This window comes from Myroides sp. LJL116 (assembly GCF_054871685.1).
Genome location: NZ_JBTXLR010000002.1, coordinates 240439 through 264779, shown reverse-complemented (window position 1 = coordinate 264779; position 24341 = coordinate 240439). Strand labels below are relative to the sequence as shown.

Annotated in this window: 21 protein-coding genes; 17 read left to right on the top strand and 4 right to left on the bottom strand. The window is 32.7% G+C overall.

What is annotated here, in order from left to right; translation table 11 throughout:
• Positions 1 to 101 precede the first annotated feature (101 nt).
• The 6 genes from ACYSNM_RS03315 to ACYSNM_RS03290 all read left to right on the top strand — a co-directional run bounded on the left by ACYSNM_RS03315 (position 102) and on the right by ACYSNM_RS03290 (position 4591).
• A complete protein-coding gene (locus tag ACYSNM_RS03315) occupies positions 102 to 794 on the top strand; it encodes a response regulator transcription factor (protein ID WP_461755597.1) in 693 nt (230 codons plus the stop codon).
• 8 nt (positions 795 to 802) lie between these two features.
• Positions 803 to 1843: a sensor histidine kinase gene (locus ACYSNM_RS03310; protein WP_461755596.1), complete on the top strand. Its 1041-nt coding sequence runs from the start codon at positions 803 to 805 to the stop codon at positions 1841 to 1843.
• 112 nt (positions 1844 to 1955) lie between these two features.
• On the top strand, positions 1956 to 2627 hold the full coding sequence (trmB, locus tag ACYSNM_RS03305; RefSeq protein WP_461755595.1) for a tRNA (guanosine(46)-N7)-methyltransferase TrmB: 672 nt from the start codon (positions 1956 to 1958) through the stop codon (positions 2625 to 2627).
• A gap of 9 nt (positions 2628 to 2636) precedes the next feature.
• On the top strand, positions 2637 to 3257 hold the full coding sequence (locus ACYSNM_RS03300; RefSeq protein WP_461755594.1) for an amino acid permease: 621 nt from the start codon (positions 2637 to 2639) through the stop codon (positions 3255 to 3257).
• 7 nt (positions 3258 to 3264) lie between these two features.
• On the top strand, positions 3265 to 3591 hold the full coding sequence (locus ACYSNM_RS03295) for an MGMT family protein (protein WP_461755593.1): 327 nt from the start codon (positions 3265 to 3267) through the stop codon (positions 3589 to 3591).
• 145 nt (positions 3592 to 3736) lie between these two features.
• The gene (locus ACYSNM_RS03290; protein ID WP_461755592.1) at positions 3737 to 4591 is read left to right on the top strand and encodes a GIN domain-containing protein; all 855 of its coding nucleotides are present in this window, start codon (positions 3737 to 3739) and stop codon (positions 4589 to 4591) included.
• 50 nt (positions 4592 to 4641) lie between these two features.
• Here the strand turns inward: ACYSNM_RS03290 and ACYSNM_RS03285 are convergent, their stop codons facing one another.
• Both ACYSNM_RS03285 and ACYSNM_RS03280 read right to left on the bottom strand, forming a co-directional pair.
• Positions 4642 to 5982, bottom strand: a complete 1341-nt coding sequence (locus ACYSNM_RS03285; RefSeq protein WP_461755591.1) for a sensor histidine kinase — start codon at positions 5980 to 5982, stop codon at positions 4642 to 4644.
• Position 5983: 1 nt separating this feature from the next.
• On the bottom strand, positions 5984 to 7342 hold the full coding sequence (locus ACYSNM_RS03280) for a sigma-54-dependent transcriptional regulator (RefSeq protein WP_461755590.1): 1359 nt from the start codon (positions 7340 to 7342) through the stop codon (positions 5984 to 5986).
• 154 nt (positions 7343 to 7496) lie between these two features.
• Here ACYSNM_RS03280 and ACYSNM_RS03275 point away from each other — a divergent pair, with 154 nt between their 5' ends.
• The 9 genes from ACYSNM_RS03275 (at position 7497) to ACYSNM_RS03235 (ending at position 18685) form a co-directional block, all read left to right on the top strand.
• Positions 7497 to 8738 (top strand): efflux RND transporter periplasmic adaptor subunit, encoded by a 1242-nt coding sequence (locus ACYSNM_RS03275; protein ID WP_461755589.1) that lies wholly within the window; start codon positions 7497 to 7499, stop codon positions 8736 to 8738.
• Positions 8738 to 9445 (top strand): ABC transporter ATP-binding protein, encoded by a 708-nt coding sequence (locus ACYSNM_RS03270; RefSeq protein WP_461754452.1) that lies wholly within the window; start codon positions 8738 to 8740, stop codon positions 9443 to 9445. The genes ACYSNM_RS03275 and ACYSNM_RS03270 overlap by 1 nt, the downstream gene beginning before the upstream one ends.
• A gap of 78 nt (positions 9446 to 9523) precedes the next feature.
• A complete protein-coding gene (locus ACYSNM_RS03265) occupies positions 9524 to 11947 on the top strand; it encodes an ABC transporter permease (protein ID WP_461755588.1) in 2424 nt (807 codons plus the stop codon).
• A gap of 11 nt (positions 11948 to 11958) precedes the next feature.
• Positions 11959 to 14397, top strand: a complete 2439-nt coding sequence (locus ACYSNM_RS03260; RefSeq protein WP_461755587.1) for an ABC transporter permease — start codon at positions 11959 to 11961, stop codon at positions 14395 to 14397.
• Positions 14390 to 15685, top strand: coding sequence for a TolC family protein (locus ACYSNM_RS03255; RefSeq protein WP_461755586.1), 1296 nt, complete (start codon positions 14390 to 14392; stop codon positions 15683 to 15685). The genes ACYSNM_RS03260 and ACYSNM_RS03255 overlap by 8 nt, the downstream gene beginning before the upstream one ends.
• Positions 15686 to 15800: 115 nt before the next feature.
• Positions 15801 to 16931 (top strand): Mrp/NBP35 family ATP-binding protein, encoded by a 1131-nt coding sequence (locus ACYSNM_RS03250; RefSeq protein ID WP_461754456.1) that lies wholly within the window; start codon positions 15801 to 15803, stop codon positions 16929 to 16931.
• 16 nt (positions 16932 to 16947) lie between these two features.
• Positions 16948 to 17187 carry a NifU family protein gene (locus ACYSNM_RS03245; protein ID WP_461754457.1) on the top strand — a complete coding sequence of 80 codons (240 nt, stop codon included), beginning with the start codon at positions 16948 to 16950 and terminating at the stop codon, positions 17185 to 17187.
• A 104-nt stretch (positions 17188 to 17291) separates the two neighbouring features.
• Positions 17292 to 18344, top strand: coding sequence for an NAD(P)/FAD-dependent oxidoreductase (locus ACYSNM_RS03240; RefSeq protein WP_461755585.1), 1053 nt, complete (start codon positions 17292 to 17294; stop codon positions 18342 to 18344).
• 5 nt (positions 18345 to 18349) lie between these two features.
• Positions 18350 to 18685, top strand: coding sequence for a 2Fe-2S iron-sulfur cluster-binding family protein (locus ACYSNM_RS03235; RefSeq protein ID WP_461754459.1), 336 nt, complete (start codon positions 18350 to 18352; stop codon positions 18683 to 18685).
• Between the two features lie 49 nt (positions 18686 to 18734).
• On the opposite strand, the gene ACYSNM_RS03230 is transcribed toward ACYSNM_RS03235, so the two are convergent.
• Together ACYSNM_RS03230 and ACYSNM_RS03225 are read right to left on the bottom strand one after the other, a co-directional pair.
• On the bottom strand, positions 18735 to 19436 hold the full coding sequence (locus ACYSNM_RS03230) for a DedA family protein (RefSeq protein ID WP_461755062.1): 702 nt from the start codon (positions 19434 to 19436) through the stop codon (positions 18735 to 18737).
• A gap of 6 nt (positions 19437 to 19442) precedes the next feature.
• Positions 19443 to 20693, bottom strand: coding sequence for a dicarboxylate/amino acid:cation symporter (locus ACYSNM_RS03225; protein WP_461755584.1), 1251 nt, complete (start codon positions 20691 to 20693; stop codon positions 19443 to 19445).
• Positions 20694 to 20953: 260 nt separating this feature from the next.
• Here ACYSNM_RS03225 and ACYSNM_RS03220 point away from each other — a divergent pair, with 260 nt between their 5' ends.
• Both ACYSNM_RS03220 and ACYSNM_RS03215 read left to right on the top strand, forming a co-directional pair.
• Positions 20954 to 22855: a S9 family peptidase gene (locus ACYSNM_RS03220; RefSeq protein WP_461755583.1), complete on the top strand. Its 1902-nt coding sequence runs from the start codon at positions 20954 to 20956 to the stop codon at positions 22853 to 22855.
• A gap of 273 nt (positions 22856 to 23128) precedes the next feature.
• The gene (locus tag ACYSNM_RS03215) at positions 23129 to 24328 is read left to right on the top strand and encodes a C1 family peptidase (RefSeq protein ID WP_461755582.1); all 1200 of its coding nucleotides are present in this window, start codon (positions 23129 to 23131) and stop codon (positions 24326 to 24328) included.
• Positions 24329 to 24341 lie beyond the last annotated feature (13 nt).

The following is a 24341-nucleotide window of genomic DNA, read 5'->3' as shown; positions in this document are numbered from 1 at the left end:
TTTCTAATGTTAGCAAATGGTTAAGACATTAAATTATTGTAAATTTATGATTTACTAATAAGGAATCCTCTATATTTGGGCTCTTAACACACAATCATATTATGAAAAATCAAGATATTAAGATACTTTTAGTAGACGATGAGCAAGATATTTTAGACATTATAGGATATAATTTACAACAAGAGGGCTATAAAGTACAAACTGCAAATAATGGTAAAAAAGCCGTAGCAGCTGCTTTAGAATTTAGACCTGACTTAATTATTCTTGATGTGATGATGCCTGAAATGGATGGAGTAGAAGCATGTGAGATAATTAGAAAAACGGAAGGTTTTGAAGACACCATTATTACTTTTTTAACAGCAAGAGGTGAGGATTACTCTCAAGTAGCAGGTTTTGATGCTGGAGCAGATGATTATATCACTAAGCCTGTTAGACCGAAAGTTTTAATGAGTAAGATTAAGGCACTTTTGCGTCGTAGAAAATCGGTTGAGGTTAGTGATTCTAATAATATTGTAGTGGGTGATTTATCTGTGAACAGAGATACCTATAAGGTAGTTCACGGGGATATAGAATTAAATCTACCTCGAAAAGAGTTTGAATTACTTTCTTTATTAACTAGTAAACCAGGAAAGGTTTTTACTCGAGAAGAAATTCTAGATCTAGTATGGGGTAATGAAGTTGTTGTTGGAGGTAGAACAATCGATGTACATATTAGAAAGCTAAGAGAGAAAATAGGAGAAGATCTTTTTAAAACTATAAAAGGGGTAGGGTATAAGTTTGAACCTAAAGCTTAATCTGTAATATGTCAACGCATTTTAAAAAATCCTATAAATTCGCTTTAAAGAGTGCTATTTACATCTCTATTGTTACAAGTATAATCCTACTAGCTTTAGAGTTATTTTTCTTTGATGCTGTTTGGTGGTTTTACCCCATACAGTTATTCCTGATTTTTGTCATTTGTTTTTTTATCATTCAATATAGAGTAGAAAATTTTATCTATCGTAGAATTCAAAAGATATATAATAATGTATCTTTATTGGAACACAGTGATCTTCGCAGTAAAGCGGTGACAACTGATATGACTACTTTAACCCAAGAAATCCAGAATTTTGCTAAAAAGAAAAAGATAGAGATTGAATCTTTACAAGTTAGAGAAGAATATCGAAGAGAGTTCTTAGGTAATATTTCTCATGAATTAAAAACGCCATTATTTACTGTACAAAGCTATTTAGAGACCTTAATCGATGGAGCAGTAGATGACTTAAAGGTAAGAGATCAATATTTAGATCGTGCTGCCCAGGGGGTAGAGAGATTAATTTATATAGTCAAAGATCTAGATATGATTTCTAAATTAGAAACTGGTGATTTACACTTGGATATATCTACTTTTGACATTGTAGAAAGCATACATGAGGTGTTTAACTTTCTAGAGTATAAAGCCAAGAAAAATGGTATTTCTCTGTTGTTCGATTTAAGTTATGATAAGCCTATTTATGTTAAAGGCGATAAAGATAGAATAGGACAGGTTATCACTAATTTAGTTGAAAATTCCATTAAATACGGTAAGAATAAAGGAACCACTGAGGTGAGTATCGAAGATTTAGTCAATAATAAATTAATAATCCGAATTACCGATAATGGTGAAGGGATACGCAAAGAATTCATACCAAGGCTTTTTGAACGTTTTTATCGCATTGATAAAAGTGGATCTAGAGTGGTTGGAGGTTCTGGTTTAGGATTATCCATCGTTAAGCATATTGTGGAGGCCCATGGCGAACACATCTATGTTGAAAGTAGTTATGGCTATGGTTCAGAATTTTCTTTTACTATAGAAAAGGCCTAGAAAACGGATTCTTTCTGATTTATAATGCACTATAAGAAGTAAAAAAGAAAATTAGAACATTACTTTCATTATATTTATTTAATTTTGCTCAAATTTTATAAAAGACATTAAGGTGGGAAGTAAGAATAAATTAAAGAGATTTAAAGAAAACGAGACGTTCGCAAACGTGTTTCAGCCAACTAGAGAGCAAATGATAGAAGGTTTGCCTTTGAAAGGTAAGTGGGCGCAAGACTTCTTTAAAAATGATAATCCTATTGTTTTAGAATTAGGATGTGGTAAAGGAGAATATACTGTTGAATTAGCTAAGCGTTTTCCAGAGAAAAACTTTATTGGAATTGATATTAAAGGAGCAAGATTTTGGAGAGGTGCCAAAACTGCTGTGGAATCTGGTCTTGAGAATGTAGCTTTTATTCGTACGCAAATTGAGCTTTTAGAAAATGCTTTCGCAGAAGGTGAAGTAAGTGAAATATGGATTACTTTCCCAGACCCACAAATTAAATATAAAAGAACCAAACACCGTTTAACTAACTCGGAATTCTTACAACGTTATAAAAAAGTTTTAAGTAGCGATGGAATTGTAAACTTAAAAACCGATAGTGAGTTTATGCATGGGTATACGCTAGGTTTATTACATGGTGAAGGTCATGAGGTTTTATATGCAAATCATCATGTATATAAAAATGAGGGAGCTCCAAGTGTAGTTACAGAAATACAAACTTTTTACGAATCCCAATATTTAGAGCAAAATAAGGCAATTACTTATATCCAGTTTAGAATTAAATAAGGTGTAAGTATGGAGGCTCTAACATTATTGATTTTTGGATTTATTGCAGCTTTATTAGGAGTATCCCTACCAGGGTTACTTAATATGACTGCTGTGAAAATAGCCAAAGAGCATGGGGGTAAAAATGTCTTTCAATATGTATTAGGTGCTTTAATAGTCATTTTTGTTCAGACTTATATCGCTGTTTTTTTCGCAAGACTTATTGAATCTAGTGATTTTATAACGGAGATATTACATGAGATAGGATTAATCATCTTTGGAGGATTAACCATTTATTTTTTAGGCTTTGCAAAGAAGAAAAAACCAGATAGTAAATTAGATACTACAAGAAAGAATAAACCATTTATTTATGGGGCATTATTAGCCCTTATAAATGTTTTTTCTATTCCTTATTACGTTTTCTTAAGTGTCACTTTAGCAAGTTATGAATATGATATTTTTCATTTTGCTAATACAACTGTTTTTTCTTTAGGGGTAACAATAGGTTCGGCTTTAATGTTTTATCTCTACATATTGTTATTTGAAAAAAGGCAAAACAAGGATGGATTTATCTTGAATAATTTAAATTATGTAATAGGAACTATTACTGGAATAATTTGCTTAATTACTATTTATAAATTGTGGCGTTAAACAAATAATGGCAGAAAGGGATTTTTTTGAAAGAGTATTTCAAGTAGTGCGTCTTATTCCTTTTGGAAGAGTTACAACCTATGGCGCTATTGCAAACTACCTTGGTAGTGCAAAATCTGCTAGAGTGGTTGGATATGCTTTAAACTCCTCTAAAGGAGAGATAGATATTCCAGCTCATCGGGTAGTTAATAAAGATGGCTTATTAACTGGGAAGAAATATTTTCAAGGAATAAGCCTTATGCAGCAACTCTTAGAAAGTGAGTCTGTGCTTGTGTTTGACAATAAAGTGGTCGATTTTAAATCACTCTTTTGGGATCCTAGTAAAGAATTATAGATAAAAATTTTTGAAGAACATTCTACAATTGGGTAGAATGTTTTTTTTTATTGCTTTTTTTTTAAGTAATTTTATTGGAATTGTCTTTTAAGCTCTTCTCATTGAGGGGTTTATTATCAATTAACCTAACCAATAATATTAAATTATGAGAAAATTATTTTTATTGTTTCTTTTAGTAGGCTTAAGTGGTCTTGCCCAAACTAAGGAGAAAAGAGAGGTGGGAGATTTTGATGCTATTAAAGTTTCTCAAGGTATAATGGTGGATTTTTCTATTGGAAATTCTAAGAGTGTAGAAGTAGATGTGGAAGATAGTGAGGATCTACAATATGTGAAAACAGAGGTAGACAATCAAGGTGTTTTAAATATTTATATTGAAAACTCGAAAGTTTCTAGCAGCAGTGATAGAAAAGGTAAGAAATTTAAAATATTTAATAATGTTATTTCTATCCGAAAAGTACATGTGAAGGTGAGTAATCCAACTCTAGTAGCAGCGTACGCTAGTTCAAGTGGGAAAATTAATTTAGAAAATGAAATTAAAACAAAGGTATTTACTATTACTAGTAGTTCTTCAGCAAAAGTACAGGCAAAATCAGTGCATTGCGATAATTTAACTATCACAAGTAGTTCTTCAGCTGATGTTGAAGGTGTTTTCCAAGTTACAGATGCTTCTAGTCTAAAGGCAACTTCTTCAGCTAATATTGAAGCTATTGTACATACAAAACAAATGGAGGTAAGTTGTAGTAGTTCTGCCGATATTCTTTTAACAGGACATGCTAAAGAAACACAAGCTTCTGTAAGTAGTTCAGGATCTATTAAAGCCTTAGATTTTGAAACAGATGATTTACAAGGGAAAGCTTCTTCCTCTGGTTCTATGCGCTTCTTAGTAAATCAAAAAGTATTTGGGAGTGCTTCTTCCTCAGGTAGTATAAGCTATAAAGGACAAGCAAGTATTGTGGAGTCTAATACTAGCTCTTCAGGTAGTGTAAAGAAAATACAATAGTCTAAAACAGTATTTAAATAAAAAATGTAGAGGTAGTGGAAACACTGCCTCTAGTTATTTAAAGCAAAACTACAAGTGAATATACTTTGTTTTTCTACAAAACTGTAGCTTAATATACCATTATGCATTTCTACAATATTTTTACTTAGCGGCAATCCTATTCCTGCTCCTTCTATCCTTGTGGTATAAAACGGGATGAATATTTTCTTTTGAATTTCACTAGTAATGCCTGGTCCGTTATCGATAAAATCTATGTTTAGCCGATGATTTGTAAAATGGACTTTACAGGTAATATATCGGGGTTTATTTTGCTTTTCAACAGCATACATTGCATTAGTTAGAAGATTAATGAATACCTGCTCCATTTGTAAAGGATCCCAGTTTACTTCTAGATCTTGGGAGCATTGGAGTTCAAATATGATGTCTTTTTGCTCCAAAAACGTTCTTAAAATAGCATATACATTATCTAAGGTATTCTTTATTTTGGTTGGCTTTTTATTGGGTAGTGGCAACATAGTAAGCTTTCTATAGTTGTCGATAAATTGTTTTAAATGTTGGGTTCGATTAATTATCGTCTCTACACTTAATAATAAGTCATCCATATCTTCTTGTTCTAAGCTAGGAGTTTGTAGGATTTCTCTTGTATTATGGGCTAGAGAATGAATAGGTGTAAGCGAGTTCATAATCTCATGAGAAATAACTTTAAGAAGGTTCTCCCAAGTATCTTTTTCTTTTTTGTCTAATACCTTTTGAATAGAGTCAAGTAGGATAATATAATATTGATTCTGTGGACTTTTGGTAATACTTGTTTGTAAGATAAAGGTTTGAAGGGTATCATTATTAATTTTAATTTCAATAGTCTCTTTAGACTCTTTAAAATCTAATTTCTCTATATGTTGGGTAAATCCATGGATTGATTTACTCAAACTTTTCCAAGAGTTTATCTTAGGAATGGAAAATAGGTTAGTGAAGTAATCATTTATTAAGAATATTTTCCACGTAGCATCTTTTTGTTTTTCTAGAATAAGTATCCCTGTTTCTAAACTATTTAAAAGCTTATCGTACACTAACTCTTGTACTAAGTTAGCTTTATGGTTTTGCTTTTGCCGATCATAGAGTCTTTGTACATTTTTTAACGTGGAACAACTATGTAAAGTTTTGCTTTTGTCCATGTCAATAGTGTAATCTTCATAAATCATAGATTGGATTATTCTATTGGTAATTTTATTGGTTTTATTTTGACTGTAATAAAGTTCGATAATTAAGCCTATTGTGGTGAATCCTATAATTATTGAACTAAATAAAAAACCTTTTTGATAGGCTATTACCACCAATGTACTTAAAGTAAGAATTAGGATAACTCTAAGGATATAAAACAAAAAAGCACGCATATTAAAAGTTTATTTGGTATTTTTCTAAACGGCGATATAAAGCAGAACGAGATAAACCTAGTTCACGAGAACAACGCGTAATATTACCACCATATTGATGCATGGCTTTGATTATAGTTTGTTTTTCTATTTGCTCTAGGTTAGTTTGTTCCATATCCATAGTAAGATCTACTGCCACTTGGGTAGATATATCAAAATCCTGCAAGCATAGCTTGTTATCTTCACAAAGTATAATAGCTCTTTCTACTTTATTTTGCAATTCCCTGATATTCCCTGGCCAATTGTATTGTATTAAACCTTGTAGGGTTTCTGGGGTAATTGTAGGTATTTCTTGAGCATATTGCTCTGCATACTTTTGTATAAAGTAGCTCAAAAGTCCTTCTATATCTTTAGGCCTTTGCCTAAGAGCAGGAAGTAGCAATGAAATAGTGTTTATTCGGTAGTACAAATCTTCCCGAAAAGTCTTATCCTTAACCATTTGTTCCAAATCTGCATTAGTAGCGCAAATAATACGAACATCTATTTTTCGCGATTGGGTTTCTCCTAAGCGAGTGATACATTTATTTTGTATAACCTGTAATAGCTTAGCTTGTAAATGCAGAGGTATATTGGCAATTTCATCTAAGAAAATAGTGCCGCCATTGCTGTTTTCAAATCTACCAGCAGTATCTATTTTGGCATCAGTAAAGGCTCCTTTTGCATAACCAAATAGTTCACTTTCAAATAAATTTTCATTTAGGGAACCTAAATCAACATGGATAAAGGGTTTGTCATTTCTATTGGAGTTTTGAAAAAGATACTTAGCTAGTACATACTTACCTGTACCATTTTCCCCAAGAATTAAGGTGGTAGCATCTGTTTTAGCTACTTTCTTAGCCATTTCATATACTTTGGCAATATTGGGGTCCTCTCCATAAAAATCCTCTCTATCCTTCAGAGGTAGGCTAGTTTGCTTATTTATACTTTGTTTCCTACTTTTTTGCACTCCTTGTTTAACTAAATCTACTAATTCCTGGTTATTCCATGGTTTTAGGATATAGTCCATTGCTCCTAGTTTAATGCCTTGTATAGCCGTGGTTAAATTACCAAAGGAGCTCATCAAAATTATTTGGGTATTAGGAGAGAGCTCTTGTATTTGTTTTAACCAAAATATACCCTCGGATCCATCTTCCACTCCTATGCGATAATTCATATCTAATAGGATAACATCCACTTTGTTTTCATTTAGAAAATGAGTTATTTTTTTTGGAGAATCTATGCTTGTTACCTGTTCAAAATGCCTTTTAAGTAACATTCTTGCCGCAATTAATATCTCGGGACTATCATCTAGAATAACAATATTGGCTATGGTCTTTTTCATAAGGATCTGGATTTGTATTAAAATCGAACAAATTATATGTTCGATATCGAACACCTATATAAAAGGTATTTTGTAAAGCGATGATTATAAGTGCTTTACTATTTTGTTAAATTATGGTATGCTTTTGACTTATTAATTAGTAAATCAAAAGAATATGGATCAGGTTATTCCAGGTAAAAATAGGAAAAAAGTTAAAGTATTAGTAATAATTAGTGCCTTATTGATTTTGATAGGTCTAAGTTATGTTACTTTTTTTAGAAATGTAGTTCTGAATGTCCCTAAGAATGAAATAAGAGTTAGGGAAGTGTATTTAGGAGATTTTGAGGAATATATTTCCTTTATGGCTCATGTAGAGCCCTTACATAGTAGACTTATCAACATCGTCGAATCTGGCGAGATACAGGAGATTTTTGTTGAAAATGGAGAACTTTTGCAAACAGGACAGATTATAGCAAGAATCTATAATCCCACAAGTGAGTTTAATTATATGTCTTCAGAGAATAGCCTCATTGAGCAAATAAATAACTTAAGAGGTACTAAAAATAGTATTCGATCTCAAGAGGTAAATTTAATCAAAGATTTAATTGCTATTGAGCATGATTATACCGCGGCTGAACTTTTATATAATCTCCATGAAAAACTTTTTAATCAAGAGGTATTAAGTCAAAGTGATTGGATGCGTACACAAGAAAATTTCAATTATCAAAACAAGCGTAAAGCTTTAATGGAACAAAGTATAGAGAGAGAAAATAAGTATAATGAATTACAAATACTCCAAATCGATAAATCTATTGTTGTATTAGAAAAGAGTCTGGAAAAACTTAGGCATAATCAAGGTAATTTTCTGTTAAAGGCTCCTATTGCCGGACGCCTATCTAACTTTGAGGCAGTTCTTGGGAAAACGTATCAAAGTGGGGAAAGTATTGGAAAGATAGATATCCTTAAGGGATATAAATTAGTTGCTTTAGTAGATGAGTTCTATTTAGATAAAGTAAGTGTAGGACAACAAGGAAGAATAGATTATCAAGGAAATAGTTTACAAGTCAAAGTAAGTAGACTTTTACCTGAGGTGAAACAAGGCCAATTTGAAGTTCAACTAGAACTAGAGAATCCATCTGAATTTGCCATGCAAGAAGGAAGTAGTATAACTGTCAAATTACTATTATCGGGTCAAACCCAAAAACTGCTTCTTTCAAAAGGAAGCTTTCATCAAGATACAAATGGTAAATGGGTATATGTAATACAAAATGGTAAGGCTAGTAGAAAGCAAGTAAAATTAGGAAAAGAAAATCCCCTTTATTATGAGGTCTTAGAAGGTTTACAACAAGGGGATCAAGTTATCATATCGAGTTATAAGAATTTCATGAATGTAGAACACTTAAATATTAAAGAATAATGAATATAGTATCTATTAAAGAATTGAGTCGTGTTTTTAGAACGGACCAAGTACAGACTACAGCTTTAAATAAAGTTTCCTTAACGGTTCATCCGGGAGAGTTCATTTCTATCATGGGACCTTCGGGCTGTGGAAAATCTACTCTTTTAAACATCTTAGGGCTTTTAGATCAAGCCTCAAGTGGAAGCTACGAATTATTAGGTAAACAAATGGTAGGGCTCAAAGAGAGTGAGCGAAGTGAAATTAGAAAAAAGCAAGTTGGTTTTGTCTTCCAAAACTTCAATTTGATTGATGAATTGACCGTTTTTGAGAACATCGAACTTCCTTTAATCTATAATAAAGTACCAGCTAAAGAAAGGAAAGTTAAGGTTTTAGCAATAGCGGAAAAGCTTGGGATTTCTCACCGTTTAAAACATTATCCCCAACAATTAAGTGGTGGACAACAGCAAAGAGTAGCAGTAGGTAGAGCCCTTATCCACCAACCAGAAATTATTCTTGCCGATGAGCCTACTGGAAATCTTGACAGTAAAAATGGGAATGAAGTAATGGAATTATTAACTGAATTACATCAGCAAGGTGCAACTATTATTATGGTGACCCACTCCTTACACGACGCCTCTTATTCCGATAGGATTATTACAATGAAAGATGGGGAAATTTTATTAGAGAAAGCAAATACAAAAGTCGTGGATGTTTTTATAAGCTAATCTAAGCCTTTTTGGCTGGTATATTAAAAAAAAGCAAGGATAAAGAAATATAATTAATACGTTAACCAACTATAGAAGATGATAGCAAATTGGTGGAAAATTTATTGGCAAACAGTTAGGAAAAACTGGATTAATTATACCATTGGTACTATAAGTCTAGGTGTAGCACTTTCCTTTTTTTTCTTAGCCTTTATTTACTTTGTCGAAGAAAACTCTTATGATAGTACAATAGAGGATGTCGAAAAAATTTTTGTAGTAGAGAGAATTATTCTAGAGGATATGTCTTGGATGAAGGCTCCTTATGGATTGGGACTCAATTTAAAAGAAAAGGTAAGTGGGATAGATGACTATTTATATGTGGATGATTATTATGGAAAGGGTAATTTGGAGGTGGATGGGGTTAAGAAGGCCTATAAGAAATTAGTAAAAAGTCAGAAAAACTACTTTGATTTTTTCTCTGTTAATTTTCTACAAGGTGATCCAAAAGATATTTTTCAGCAGCAAAATAATATTGCCATAAGACAAGACTACGCAGAGAATTTATTTGGCAATAGTAACCCAATGGGTAAAGAGCTAATAATTGAAGAGAATTTATATATTATTTCCGCTGTATTTGAGAATAGTGCGGATAAAACTTCTTTTAATCCAGAGTTAGTAATTTCTTCTTTAGATGCTATTGAAAAAGAAGAGTTTGAAAATTGGGGTAGTTACTACTCAAGTCTGTGGATTAAAATAAAGGATAAGCAAGAATATAAAGAAATTCAGAAGCAATTAAATAGTATAGCAAAAGAGCGTATTATGTTCGCTTTTTCAAAAGAAAACGCATGGACACCAGAGGAAGCAGAAAAGGAATTAGGTTTAGATGGGGAAGTTTTTAAAATCCATCCTTTAGAGAACCAAAGGATGATAGCGCAAACAAAACTTAATGCTACGCCTGAGGGAGCAGCTATTGCAAAAAGAGTGTATACTTTCTTTGGATTATCTACTACTATTTTGGTTTTAGCTTGCTTTAATTTTATTAATATTTCTTTGACTCAAACTTTACATAGAGCTAAGTTAATTGGGGTATTAAAAGTTATAGGTAGTAGTAAAGCCCTTATTAAGCAGATCTTTTTCGAAACTATAATAACTCTTATGGTATGTTTTTTATTTGCGAGTGCTTTAATGGAAATAATAAGCGGGTATTTGAGAGTGTTCTTTAAGGCAAGTTTAAATATTTCCTTATTAGACAATATTCTATTATATGTTTGCCTGTTTGTTATTTTACTTCTTCTATTTAGTGTTTTTGTATTATCCTTTGTCTTTAAAATGGAAATTGCTCAAGTTATTCGTGGAGATTTTCAATCCACTAAAACAGGAGGTTTTATAAAAAACAGTATTTTAGTAGTGCAATACACTATTGCTAGTTTCTTTATCATATCTATGTTTTTTATTGCTTTACAAACTACTTATGTGCAAAATAAAGACCGTGGATATAATTTTGAGAATGTTATAAGTGCTCCTTTAATTCTTAGAAATAATATTGACATGGATGCGGATAGATTTTCTTTGATAGAACAAGCATTTTTAAAAATAAAAGGGGTCGAAAAAGTAAGTCTAGCAAGTATTGAATTAGGTGGTGGTACTGGGAGTTCTGTAGGGTTTTCCTATAATGGAAAAGGCCTGCAAGGATTTAATGTAGTTATGGACTTTGGCTTTTTAGACCTTCTACAGATTCCAATGTCTCAAGGAAGGCAGTTTCAAAATGAGTTTGCCTCTGATAAGGTTTCTAATATCTTAATCAGTGAAAAAATAAGAGAGCTAATGGGGGAGCCTGATCCAATTGGTAAAACTATTGATTGGAATGACGAGATATTAACCATTGTTGGAGTAGTCAAGGATTTTAATGCTCTTTCTTTAAGAAATGACTATATGCCGATGGTTTTCTTTTCTTTAAATACTGTACCATGGATTTCACAAGAGGCAATTAATCTTTATTTTAAGATAGATACATCGGATTTTTCTACTCTTGTGGATGAGTTGGAAGCAACCTATAATGGATTACAGCTTAGTGAACAACCCTTTGATTATACATTGATTAGTCCAACTTTAGGCAAGGATTATTATAGTAGTTTACAAGAGAAAAATTTATTTCTAATTCTTAATATAGTTGTTGTAATAATGGCTTTAAGTGGATTATTTGGTGTTTGTTCTTCCACCATTTCCGGTCAACTTAAACAAATTGCTATAAGGAAAGTATTAGGAGCAGATAGATTTCAGTTAGTACTGCTTTTAGGTAAAAGATATATTACTTTTTGTTTTTTAGGTTTTTTATTAGCAATTATTCCTTCCAAACTCTTTGTAGAGAGCTATTTAGCTGACTATCATTTTAGGATTGAGCTGTCTTTTTGGCCATTCTTAGTTTGCTTGTTGATTATAGTAAGCTTAACCATTATAGTAAGTGGCGCTCTTTGTTTAAGAGCTACAGGCTATAAAACTCTTCATTTTATTAAATACGATTAAATAACAAAGTTATGATAGCAAATTGGAGCAAAGTACTGTTTAAAGTATTTTCTAAAAATAAGTTTTTTTACATCCTTAATATTCTCAGTTTAGCAATAGGAGTGAGTGTAATCAGTTTGATTGTTTTATTGCGAAATGATCAGTTAAGTTATAATCAGTGGAATCCATATAAAGACAGAGTTTATGAGTTTAATTTAGGCCCAGGTTTTTGGGAAGAGCCTGAGGGTATATCCGGTTGGATTCCTGCTCCGTTTACTTTGCAATTCGATAATTTAAGTTCTTATATAGAGTCTTATATTCTATATTATCAAATTGTAGGTATTCAGAGTATTGATCTTCAAGATAAAAAAGAGTTTTTGTATGATATTTTAGAAACACAAAAAGATTTTTTCGAGCTAATGCCTTTTGAGGAAATTAGTGGCAGTATACAGCAATATAAAAACAACTATATGTCCTCTATTGCCTTGGAAGTGTCTCAGGCAATGAGATTATTCGGAGATAGTCAAAATGCCATCGGTAAAGAAATTGTTCTTGAGGACGGGACACGATTAACAGTAGACTTAGTATATGCGATTCCTGGAAATAGTTCCTTAGCTCCAATGGCTATTTATTCTTATGGGATTGAAAAAGCTATCGCATCTAATTTGAAAAACTGGGGAGATTATAATTATAATGTATTAGTTAAATTTAAAGAAGGACATAATTCAAAGGATGATCTGCAAGAGTTTAGCGATGCCTTATATTTACCATTTTTGCAAGTTAGGGCTAAAGAGAAAAATTTAAGTGAGAAGGAATTTAAAGATAAATTTTTACAAGAGCCTACCTTTGAATTTTTTGCCTTGGATAGTATTCATCTAAATGCCAAATCACAAGTCTTAGGAAGTGGGAAGTTCGCTTCCCAGTTACTTACTATCTTGTCTACAATTGCCCTTACTTTATTTATATTATGTATACTAAACAGTATTAATTTAGCTTTAGTGTCTTCTTTTCAACGCGCTAAAGAAGTTGGAGTGAGAAAGACCTTGGGAGCTAGTAAAACTACCATTATACTTCAAAGTATATATGAGTCTTTTATTCTAACTGTTTTGGGATTTTGCATTGGGATTTTGCTTAGTGAGTTAGCACTGCCTCATTTTAACTATTTTGTTGATCTTTCTTTGGTGTTACAACCTAGTATTTTGTTTAAGCCATTACTTCTTGTGTTTTTGTTGATTTGGCTTTTAGTAGGATTGTTATCTGGAATATTTAAGGCTAACTTTAATACCTCTAGTGTTTTAAAGGGAAGCTTTAGTTCTGTGAAAACAAATTCTAAAGTGCAAAATAGTCTTTTAGTTTTGCAATTTACCATCGCTTTCTTTTTCTTGAGTACCAGTGTTTTTGTGCAAAAACAAGTGAGTTATTTACTAGGACAAGATCTTGGATTTAAAGGCGATCAGGTAGTTAATATTCAATTTAAACTACCAAATATAGAGGATAGAAATAAGGTTTTTGAAAATATCGAAAAGGACTTGTTAAAGATTACAGGAGTGCAAAAAGTTTCTTTGCATGGAGTTAATTTTGGAGGTGGAGCTGCAAGTAGTTCTTCTAACAATATAGATGGTCAACATGTTCAAAGTAATAATATTCCTGTAAGCTTTGATTTTTTAGAAGTCTTTGATATTAAAATGGATCAAGGGAGATTTTTTGATCCTAAGCTTCTAAGCGATATTAAAAACAGTATTGTGGTAAATCAGAGCTATGTCAGGGAGCTTAATTTAGCAGAACCTATACTTGGTAAAGAAATGGGGTGGAATGGACGCTTTTTTAAGATTATAGGTGTTGTAAAAGATTTTAATATGGAAGGGTTTTCTGAGCAAATTACTCCTTCTACTTTTTTTCTCTATCCTAGTGTAGATTGGTTTTACTATTTAAGCAAATTCATCTCTGTTAAGGTAGATCCTAGTGATATGTCACAAACTATGGAGGATTTGGAAACATTTTGGAAACAAAGAGTTGATCAAACTTATCCTTTTACCGTTTCTTTTGCTAGTGAGGATTTTGCCAGAAGTTATAAGCAGAGTTTAAAACTCAAGAATGTGTTTATAGTTCTTAGTATAATTTCTTGTTTCGTTGCTCTAGTTGGCTTATTGACTATAGTTTCTTTCACCTTGGATAATAAGTTAAAGCAAATAGCGATTAGAAAAGTCTTAGGAGCAAGCCAATGGAATTTAGTTAAAAGAGAATCTATCCCATTTATCTTTAGCAGTATTATAGGTTTTATCTTGGCAATATTCCCTACCTATTTCTTAGTGAATTTATGGTTACAGGAGTTTGTCTTAAGAATAAGTATGGATTGGGGTGGGTTTGCTATTGGATTTATACTACTATTTAGTCTTTCCGTTTTATTAATCTTTAGTAGAATTATCGCTTCAACTAAGGTTAATGTTCTAAAATATATCAAAGATGAGTAGATTCTATTTAATTTTTCTATTAGTTATAGGTAATATGGCTTATTCTACCGAAAAGTGGGATTTAGCCTATTGCTTATCCATTGGGCAGCACAATAGTAAGGAACTAGTGATAGCTGCTTTGCAAAGTAATGTAGTCAAGACAGAAAAGCAGAGTTTTGGATCGTTGTTTTTACCTGAAATAGGATATAATACTTCTCAAAATTACAATTTTGGTTCGACCATTGATCCTAGTACCAATACTAGGGTGTCCTCTAATATTTCTTCTTTAAATATGAATGTAGATGCCAGTATTAACTTAGTTGATTTTAGTAGTTTTGCTAGACAAAAGCAACAGGTTCATAGGGTAGATTATGCTTTACTAGAACAACAAGAACTTTTCTATCAGTACCAGTACCGAATTTTAGAATTATTTTTTCAGATTTTAGAATTACAGGAATTAGTTGAGCTTCAACAGGAGCAGTTCATTAATAGTAAGGAAAATTTTGATAGAGTAACCAAGGAGGTAAATGCTGGGGCTAAACCTAAGAGTGACTTCTATGATATTGAATATGTATTTACCTCAGAGCGTATATCTATTGAGCAGAGTCAAAATAATCTATTTAATGCTAAGCTTTCTTTGTTGCATTTATTGAATTACCAAGAGGTAAAGCCAGAAGAGTTTCAAGTTGTGCATAAAGAATCTTTAAATGCTATAGTTTCCGATTATGTTTTTAACCCAATGCTAGAAAAGCCCAAGATGTTGGAGAAAGTTTTATTGGCAGAGCAAAATGCTATTAAAGGAGGCTTATTGCCTAAGCTAATGGTTAATTATCAGTTTGGTTCTTTTTATTCCAAAGTTTTTAAGAGTAATATAGCACAGGAATCTTCTAAGTTCTCTACACAATTTGGAGAGAATAAAAGCCATTTTTTAGGAGTAGGACTCTACTTTCCACTTTTTCAAAAAGGACAGGTAAGAAGGCAAATAAATAAAAGTAAAGCAGATTTGGAATTAAATCGTGCTACAATGGAGCAATCGGAGCTGTTGTATACACAAAATTTACAGATGTTAGAACAACAAATAAGTCAAAGCCAGTACTTGCAAAATCAATTAGAAAATAACATTGCATTAGCAATGAAATCTTTTTTAACAACTCAAATTAAATATGAAAACGGTACTGCGGATATTTATTCTTTCAATGGAGCAAAGAATCAGCTATTAAATTCTCAGTTTGCTAAGGTTAAAAATATCATTTATATATCTTTATTGTACAAAAAGCTAGAGTTGCTCAATACGAATAAGTTATCCTAAAAGGTGTTAGGGCACTCTAGAATTTGGAAGATATTAACTAGAAAATATCAATATTTCCTACTATCTTTGCTTTATACGTTTATTGTATTAATTTGTTGAATACTAATCTTATATAATGAAATTAGATAGAAAAGAGATTTTGAAGGCTTTAGAAAGTATTTCTGTAGCTGGAGAAGGAAAAAATATGGTTGAAAGTGGTGTTGTTAAAAATGTAATGACATTCGGAGATGAAGTAGTAGTTGATTTAGTAATGTCTACACCTGCTTTACATATTAAGAAAAGAGCTGAAGTAGATGTGATCAAAGTTATTCATGATCAAGTATATGACAAGGCAAAAGTAAAAGTGAATATCAAAATAGAAACACCTGAGAAACCAGAAATCAAAGGAAATTCTATTCCAGGTATTAAAAATATTGTAGCTATTTCTTCAGGTAAGGGAGGAGTAGGAAAATCTACAGTAACAGCCAATATAGCTGCTAGTCTTGCTAATATGGGCTTTAAAGTTGGAATTTTAGATGCAGATATCTACGGACCTTCTATGCCAATTATGTTTGATGTAGAAAATGCTAAACCAATTTCGGTTGAGGTAGATGGTAAATCTAAGATGAAACCAATTGTTTCTTATGGTATCGAGATTTTATCTATTGGTTTTTTCACTAAACCAGATCAAGCTATCATTTGGAGAGGACCAATGGCATCTAAAGCATTGAATCAAATGATTTTTGATGCAGATTGGGGAGAATTAGACTTCTTATTATTGGATTTACCTCCAGGAACAGGAGATATCCATTTATCTATAATGCAATCGTTACCTATCACTGGTGCTGTAGTCGTTTCTACACCTCAAGCAGTTGCTCTAGCAGATGCTAAAAAAGGAGTTTCAATGTTCTTATCCGAGAGCATTAACGTTCCAGTTTTAGGAATAGTAGAGAATATGGCTTACTTCACACCAGAGGAATTACCAGAAAACAAATACTATATCTTTGGAGAAAACGGAGCTAAAAATTTAGCAGAAGACCTTCAGGTACCATTCTTAGGTGAGGTGCCAATTGTTCAGAGCATCCGAGAAGCAGGTGACTTTGGTCGTCCAGCATCTTTCCAAGATGACAGTGTAGTAGCAAAATCTTTCTTAGATATTACTAGAAATGTTGTGGAAGAAGTAGTGAAGAGAAATGATTCTTTACCTCCAACAGAAGCAATTAAAATTACTACAATGGCTGGATGTTCAGCAGTAGGAAAAAAATAAATATAGATTTTAAGTTATGGCATCAGAAACTATCCTAGAAAACGTTAAAAAAGCGTTGGACGAAATACGTCCGTTTTTACAAGCAGATGGTGGCGATATTACACTTTTAGACATAATAGATGATAAGCACGTTAGAGTTCGTTTAGAAGGAGCATGCAGTTCTTGTAATGTTAATCAAATGACTTTGAGTGCTGGAGTGGAAACAACCATAAAAAAATTTGCACCACAAATCGAAACCGTAGTTAACGTTTTATAAAACAAAGATCAACTCTATGCTAATACAATTAGGCATAGAGTTGATTTTTATCATTTTTATTCTACACCATACGATGTAAGTTTGTATATAAAGAATATTATCTCATGATTCAAACCGATATAATTATTATTGGCGCTGGTCCTACGGGGCTTTTCGCCGTATTTGAAGCTGGTCTTTTAAAACTAAAATGTCATATCATAGATGGACTGCCTCAACCAGGAGGTCAATTAACAGAATTATACCCTAAAAAACCTATTTTCGATATACCTGGATATCCTTCTGTAGGAGCTGCTGAGCTTATCGACAATTTGATGGAACAAATCAAGCAATTTCAACCAGGGTTCACTTTAAATGAAGTGGCTCAGGATATTGAGAAGCTAGAAGATGGGACTTTTATTGTAACAACTAACAAAGGAACTAAACACCATGGTAAAGCTGTAGCTATTGCTGGTGGTCTAGGATCTTTTGAGCCTCGTAAACCAGAGTTAAATAATTTAGCAAAGTTCGAGGAATGTGGGGTTGAGTACTTCGTAAAGAATCCAGAGATGTTTGCTGATAAGAAAATCGTTATCGCAGGTGGAGGGGATTCTGCTTTAGATTGGAGTATTTATTTATCTAATGTTGCTAAAGAAGTACATTTAGTACATAGGAGAAACGAATTCAGAGGGGCTTTAGATTCTGTTGAAAAAGTACAGGAATTAAAGAACGCTGGAAAGATTAATCTTATTACACCAGCTGAGGTAGTAGATCTATTAGGAGAGGATCATTTAAATGGTATTGTTGTAGAGAAAGAAGGAGAAAGAACTACCATTGAATGTGATTATTTTATTCCTTTATTTGGATTAACACCTAAGCTAGGTCCAATTGCAAATTGGGGATTAGAAATTGAGAAAAATGCTATTAAAGTAAATAATGCATTGGACTATCAAACTAATATACCTGGTATTTATGCTATTGGAGATATTAATACTTATCCGGGGAAATTAAAACTTATTTTATGTGGATTCCACGAAGCTACATTAATGTGTCAGAGTGTATTCAATGCGCTTAACCCTGGTAAAAAGTATGTGCTAAAATATACTACTGTTTCTGGAATCAACGGATTTGATGGTTCTCGTAAAGAAGCAGAAAAAGCTGTAGTTAAATCAATTCAATAGTTATTATGGAACAAGACATTAAGATTACTATTACAGATCGTGAAGGAGTTGTGCATGAAATTGACGCTCCTACGGATATGAATATGAGTGTTATGGAAGTAATACGAGCTTATGAGTTAGCCCCGGAGGGTACCATCGGAATTTGTGGTGGTATGGCCATGTGTGCTTCTTGTCAATGCTATGTGTTAAACCAAGATGAGGTTTCTTTACAACCTATGCAAGAGGAGGAAGAGGCTATGTTATGGGAAGCATTTAATGTAAAAGATAACAGTAGACTTGCTTGTCAAATACCAGTGGATAAATCTATTGAGGGCTTAAAATTAGAAATAGCACCTTTATAATAAGGATTAGAAATAAAAAAAAGCGACTAAATTTTAGTCGCTTTTTTTATTATTTGTCGTCTTGCTCTGTAGACTTTGCTTTTGCTTTACTTTTCATCAATTTAATAACAATTGGTAAAGTAGTAGCTAAAACTAAGAACAGAACTATAAATTCAATATAATCCTTTAAGTTGATTTGGTAGCTTTCTAAAAGCCAAACTTGAAGGTAATGACCTGCAAAGATCAATGAAGTAGCCCACAGAAATGAACTGATCACATTGTAGAACATAAAGCGTTTTATATCCATTCTTACAATACCTGCGATAATGGGAGCAAATGTTCTTACTACAGGAAGAAAACGAGCAAAAATGATTGCTCTACCTCCATGGCGCTCAAAGAATACTTTGGATTCATAAAGGTATTTCTTTTTGTAAATAAAATTGTCTTTCACATTATAGAGGTAATTTCCACTCTTAGCACCAAACCAATAACCAAAGGTATTTCCTATAATACCAGCTATGGCTACTAATGTGGCTAATAATGCTACATTTATAAAGTCACTATCGATGTTGAATAATTCTTGCATTAATGCAGTTGAATAAATACCAGCTAAAAATAGTAAGCTATCTCCTGGTAAGAAAAATCCTGCAAATAGGCCTGTTTCTGCAAAAACGATAAATAGGACTACATATATACCGATAGAATGACCGGCAATCTGTAAATTAATGTAAAATTCGGGGTTAATTAATTGTGCAATGTGAAACTCTTCCATGGTTTATTATATGTCTGTATTTGCTAATTTACTTGTGTCATTTGATTCAAATTTATCAATTGCCGCTGTCGATAATGCATTTCCTAATACGTTTGTCATACTTCTACCCATGTCACAAAAGTGATCAATTGGTAAAATAAAAGCAATCCCCTCTGGTGGAATACCAAACATAGCACACGTAGCTACAATTACAATCAAAGAAGCTCTAGGCACCCCAGCCACTCCTTTTGATGTTACCATTAAAACTAATAACATTAATATCTGATCTCCTAAGGTCATTGGTACATCGTAAATTTGCGCAATAAATAAGCTGGCAAACGTAAGATACATCATACTTCCATCTAGGTTAAAAGAATACCCCAAAGGTAAGGTAAAAGATACGATTTTCGGCGAACATCCGAAAGCAGTTAAATTTTCTACTAACTTAGGGAATACAGCTTCACTACTTGTAGTAGAGAAAGCAATAAGAAGCGATTCTTTTACAGCTACTAAAAGAGCCCATACTTTCTTTCCAAGTATTAAATATCCAACTCCGATTAGTACCATCCATAGTAATAATAAACCAAGGGCAAAAGCTCCTAAATACTTAGCGTAAGTGTAGAAAATGGTTAAACCATATAGGGAAACTGCACTTGCAATTGCACCTAAAACACCAAGTGGAGCTGTCCACATAATGTAAGTAACCATCTTTAAAACTACTTGAGAAGTTCTATCTAAAAGTTTAATTACAACATTTCCTTTTTTTCCTAGAGAAGCTAAAGCTACACCAAAAAACACGGAGAAAACTACGATTTGTAAGATCTCATTGGTAGAAAAAGCTTCGAAAACGCTTTTAGGTATTAAGTGTTCTACAAAGGATTGTAGACTTAGAGAATCTGTTTTTGAAAGTAATTCTGGGTCAGATGCTATATTATTTAAATCAAAATTTGCTCCTACACCTGGTTTGACCCAATTCACAAGTAGAAGTCCAATAGTTAGGGAAACAAAAGAGGCCGTTATAAACCATCCCATTGCCTTGGCACCAACTCTACCTACCATAGACATATCACCCATTTTGGCAATACCTACAACTAGTGTACAAAAGACCAAAGGTGCGATAATCATTTGCACAAGTCGGATAAATATCGTTCCAAGAAGTTTTATATTAGTAGACACTCCTACAATATATTCAGGGAACCAATAATGGACAATACTTCCAATAAGCACCCCTATAACCAGGGCTGCAATAATAGCTATAAATAGTTTATTATTTTTCATAAAGAACAAAATTTGAGCGTGAAAGTACTTAAATTTTAGGAATAATCTAGCGCCAAACAAAAATTTAACCTCTAAAGTCCCGTATTTATGGGCTTTTTGGGTGTGTTAGTAGTTATATAAAGGCTTTATTTCTGGTTTTAGGTCTCAAGCCATATCTGTCTTTTTTTAAAGCTTTATAACCCTAGAGTAGGGATATTTTTGCTTGACGTGCAATAATCAAAAGAAAACACTAAATTTACGGACATATAAACTAACTAACCATGAAAAAAATATTTTTATTCGCCTTAGGATTGGCTTCTCTTACTGCCGTATCTCAGGAGGTGATGACCAAAGAACTTCTTTGGGAATTAGGCCGTGTTTCCCCAGTTGGAGTTACAAAAGATGGTAAGAATTTAATTTACAAAGTTAGCTACGCTAATATGGCTGAAGATAATTTTGATTCTAAAACCTTTACTATCCCTGTAACCGGAGGTACTCCTACTGAAATAACCGATTATAAAGATTTATTAAAAGATTCATCTATTTCCCCTGACGGTAAATTTATTTTATCTCATCAAGAGGTTAAAGTAAATAAAGTGTTAGGAAAAGATTTATATCCTTCCATGCAAAAAAGTGATGTTTATGTATATGATGGATTAGATTATAGACACTGGGATACTTGGAATGATGGTTCCCATAATCACGTTTTTTACCAAGCTTCTGATAAGGCAAGTCCTGCAATAGATATTATGGCAGGGGAGCCATATGATTCGCCTCAAAAACCTTTTGGAGGACAGGAAGATTATGTATGGTCACCAAATAGTGAATCAATTATATACGCTTCGAAGAAGCAATTTGGTACTGAATATGCAATAAGTACGGATACAGATTTATATGAGTATAATCTAAAAACAAAACAAACCGTAAACTTAACACCAAATAATGATGGATATGATACAAATCCTGTATTCTCTCCTCAAGGTTATTTAACATGGTCTCAGATGAAGACTGCTGGATATGAAGCAGATAAAAATGATATTATCGTGCGTTATCAAGGTAAAGACCTTAACTTAACGGAACACTGGGATGGTAGTGCAGGCGGATTCAAATGGGATAACCAAGGTGAAAAGATTTACTTTACTGCGGCTACAGGTGGTACAATGCAATTATTTGTAGTGAATTTTCCTACTAAGAAAAATCCTAAGCCAGTTGTTAAACAACTTACAGATGGAGATTTCGATATTAACTCTATTGTTGAGATCCAAAAAGATAATATTTTAGTAACTCGTACTGATTTTAATCATGCTTCAGAGGTATATTCTTATAACTTGAAAAATAGTGCGTTAACTCAGATTACTAAGGTTAATAATGCTATTTATGACAAGTTGGCCTTAAGTAAGAGTGAGAAGAGAATAGTTAAAACTAAAGACGGTAAGGATATGGTTGTTTGGGTTGTATACCCACCTAACTTTGATGAAAACAAACAATATCCAACCCTTTTATATTGTCAAGGAGGACCTCAATCTGCTTTATCTCAGTTTTATTCTTTCCGATGGAATTTCCAATTAATGGCCGCGGAAGGTTATATTATTGTTGCTCCTAATCGTCGTGGTATGCCTGGACATGGAGTAGAATGGAATGAAGCTATTAGTGGAGATTGGGCTGGAAAACCAATGGATGACTATTTGGCAGCTATTGATGATGTAGCAAAAGAAAAATATGTTGATTCTTCTCGTTTAGGTGCTGTAGGTGCTAGTTACGGAGGGTATTCTGTTTTCTATTTAGCTGGAATTCATGAAAACCGTTTTAAATCATTTATTTCTCATTGTGGTGTATTTGATTTACAAAGTATGTATGGAACAACGGAGGAAGTTTTCTTTACTAATTTTGACATTGGAGGTCCATACTGGGAAAAAGATAATAAAGTAGCTCAGAATGCTTATAACAATTTTAACCCAATAAATAATGTTGCAAAGTGGAATGCTCCAATTTTGATTATACAAGGAGGTAAGGATTACCGCGTTCCAATCGGACAAGGTCAAGAAGCTTTCCAAGCAGCACAGTTACTTGGTGTAAAAAGTAGATTTGTTTATCTTCCAGAGGAAAATCACTGGGTAGTTAACCCTCAAAATGCTCAAGTATGGCAAGGAGAATTCTTTAAGTGGTTAAAAGAAACACTTTAAGATACATGCCTTTTGAATAAAAGATAAAGAATCTTCTCTTTACTATAAGAAAGACGCTTATAAGGAATATTTATTTCTTGTAAGCGTCTTTTTTATTAGCACTAGCTGCTAAAATTTTTGTTTTACTGTATTGAAATATCTGTTGCCTTGGCATACAGCCCAGTAGATTAATCCGTCTCTGTAGTATTGAAAGCTATTTTTCACTATTACTAGAAAAGTAAAGGGATTTTAATAACCTTTTTTTATCTTTACGCTACTAACCAAATACTATTTATGAAAAACAATTATTTAAAAGCTTGTGTCTTAGCAGTTTTGTTAAGCGGAAGCTCAGTTAATTATTCTTACGGCCAGGATAATTTAGTAAACGCATTAAAATATAATGCTAGCGATAACAGTAAAGAATTATATGAATTTACTCCTGTTGTAGATATTGAAGCTACTAGTATAAAAAACCAAGGGTCTTCAGGGACATGTTGGAGTTACTCAGGAAATTCATTCATTGAATCTGAAATGGTTCGCATGGGTAAAAGACCAGTAGAAATTTCGCAAATTTTTACAGCAAGAAATTCCTATATCGAAAAAGGTAAAATTTTCGTTCGTATGCATGGAGCAGTAACCCTAGGAGATGGTGGTGCATTTCATGATGTATTGAATATGTATAAAAAATATGGTGCTGTGCCTCAAAGTGTATATGATGGTTTAAATTATGGCACAGATATTAATAGGTTTGGAGAAATGGCTGCTATTCAACAAGGAGTTTTAAAAGCAGTAATTTCTAATCCAAATGGAAAGCTTACACCAAACTGGGAAAAGGCATATACAGGAGTAATTGACGCTTATTTAGGTGAAGCACCTGAGACTTTTACTTGGGAAGGGAAAGAGTATACACCTAGAACGTTTGCTGACCAAGTAATAGGAATAAATGCGGATGATTATGTAGAAATTGGCTCAGATTTAAACTATCCATGGTATGAGAAATTCGTTTTATTAGTACCGGATAACTGGTCTTTTGATCAGGTATATAATGTGCCTATGAATGATTTAACAAAAATTATTGATCATGCAGTACATAATGGTTTTACTGTAGCATGGGCAGGAGATGTAAGTGAAAAATATTTTTCATGGAAAAATGGAGTAAGTTTTGTTCCAGAGAAAGATTGGGATAAAATGAGCGAGGAAGAAAGGAAGACTATTTTTGATGGTCCTCAAAAAGAAAGGGCAGTAACTCAAGAAGAGCGTCAGATAGCTTTTGATAACTATACTACTACGGATGATCATGGTATGCACATTGTTGGAATTGCCAAGGATCAAAATGGTAAAGAGTATTATATCATAAAAAACTCTTGGGGAGATACAAATGACTATAAAGGTTATATGTATATGAGTAAAGAGTTTGTTAAGTATAAGACAACGGATATTTTATTGCACAAAGATGGTCTTCCAAAAGATATTGCCAAGAAATTGAAAGTATAACAAATAAATAAAT